The organism is Kitasatospora nipponensis (genome assembly GCF_039528135.1).
Taxonomy (GTDB): domain Bacteria; phylum Actinomycetota; class Actinomycetes; order Streptomycetales; family Streptomycetaceae; genus Kitasatospora; species Kitasatospora nipponensis.
In genome coordinates, this window is record NZ_BAAALF010000624.1 from 1 (window position 1) to 817 (window position 817).

An 817-nucleotide genomic window follows, 5' to 3' on the forward strand; every position below is an offset into this window, starting at 1 on the left:
GGCCAGGCCGGCGCCGTAGGCGCCGGTGCCCTCCACCCCGACCAGCACCAGGTTGCCGAACGAGCGGAGCCAGGCCAGGAGTTCGCGGTAGCCGGCCGCGGTGGCCTCGAACTGCTCGGCGCCCAGCGGCCGTCCGGCCGAGTCGACGGCCGCCGCGGTGTGGGTGTCCTTGTGGGTGTCGACGCCGCCGGTGATCTCGCGGGTCCGCTGTGCGATGGTGGACATCGCCGTCCTCTCCATTGAACCGGTCAGGGCGGCAGCCACCGGTCCGGCGGGCGGACAGGACAGTGATGGGGCCTCTGGCCAGGCTCTTATGAAGTCACGCAGGCCGGGCCGGTGGATGCGCACGAACGCCTCCCGGGCGGGGCCGACAGATCACGTGAAGGACCCGTGGTCAGTCAGGCGGTGGGTCAGACCCCGCCGGGAGACGCTCATGAACATCATCACTGTCAGGCGGGCAAGGGGATCGAACACCTCTGGCATCTTTCGCGCGGCCTTGTGCTCTGAGGGTATGGGGCTGCCAACCGCCGGGTCGTGATCAGGCGTTGGCCATTCGATGTCTGGGTCCCATCAGAACGCGGAAGACCGGACGTCAATGGCCGGTATCGACTGGTGGCCGGTGCCCGAAGAAGTTGCCGACCGGTCAATCGAATCGGGACGAACTACGGCTGTACGCGAGGGATTCTCTTGGCGCCGCCTGCCGGGATCCAGCGCGAGGAACCCCATCGGGTGCAGGTGACCGAACTGCCGGCGAGGTGAACCGGGCTGGGGTGGGGCGACGGCACACCGGGGGCTCTGCAGCACCTGTACTGAGGGC

At 68.9% G+C, this 817-nt stretch carries 1 protein-coding gene; it reads right to left on the reverse strand.

The features are described 5' to 3' along the window. The coding region (locus tag ABD323_RS42335) for an IS110 family transposase (RefSeq protein WP_344447380.1) at nucleotides 1-225 on the reverse strand (225 nt) is incomplete at its 3' end. Nucleotides 226-817: the final 592 nt, after the last annotated feature.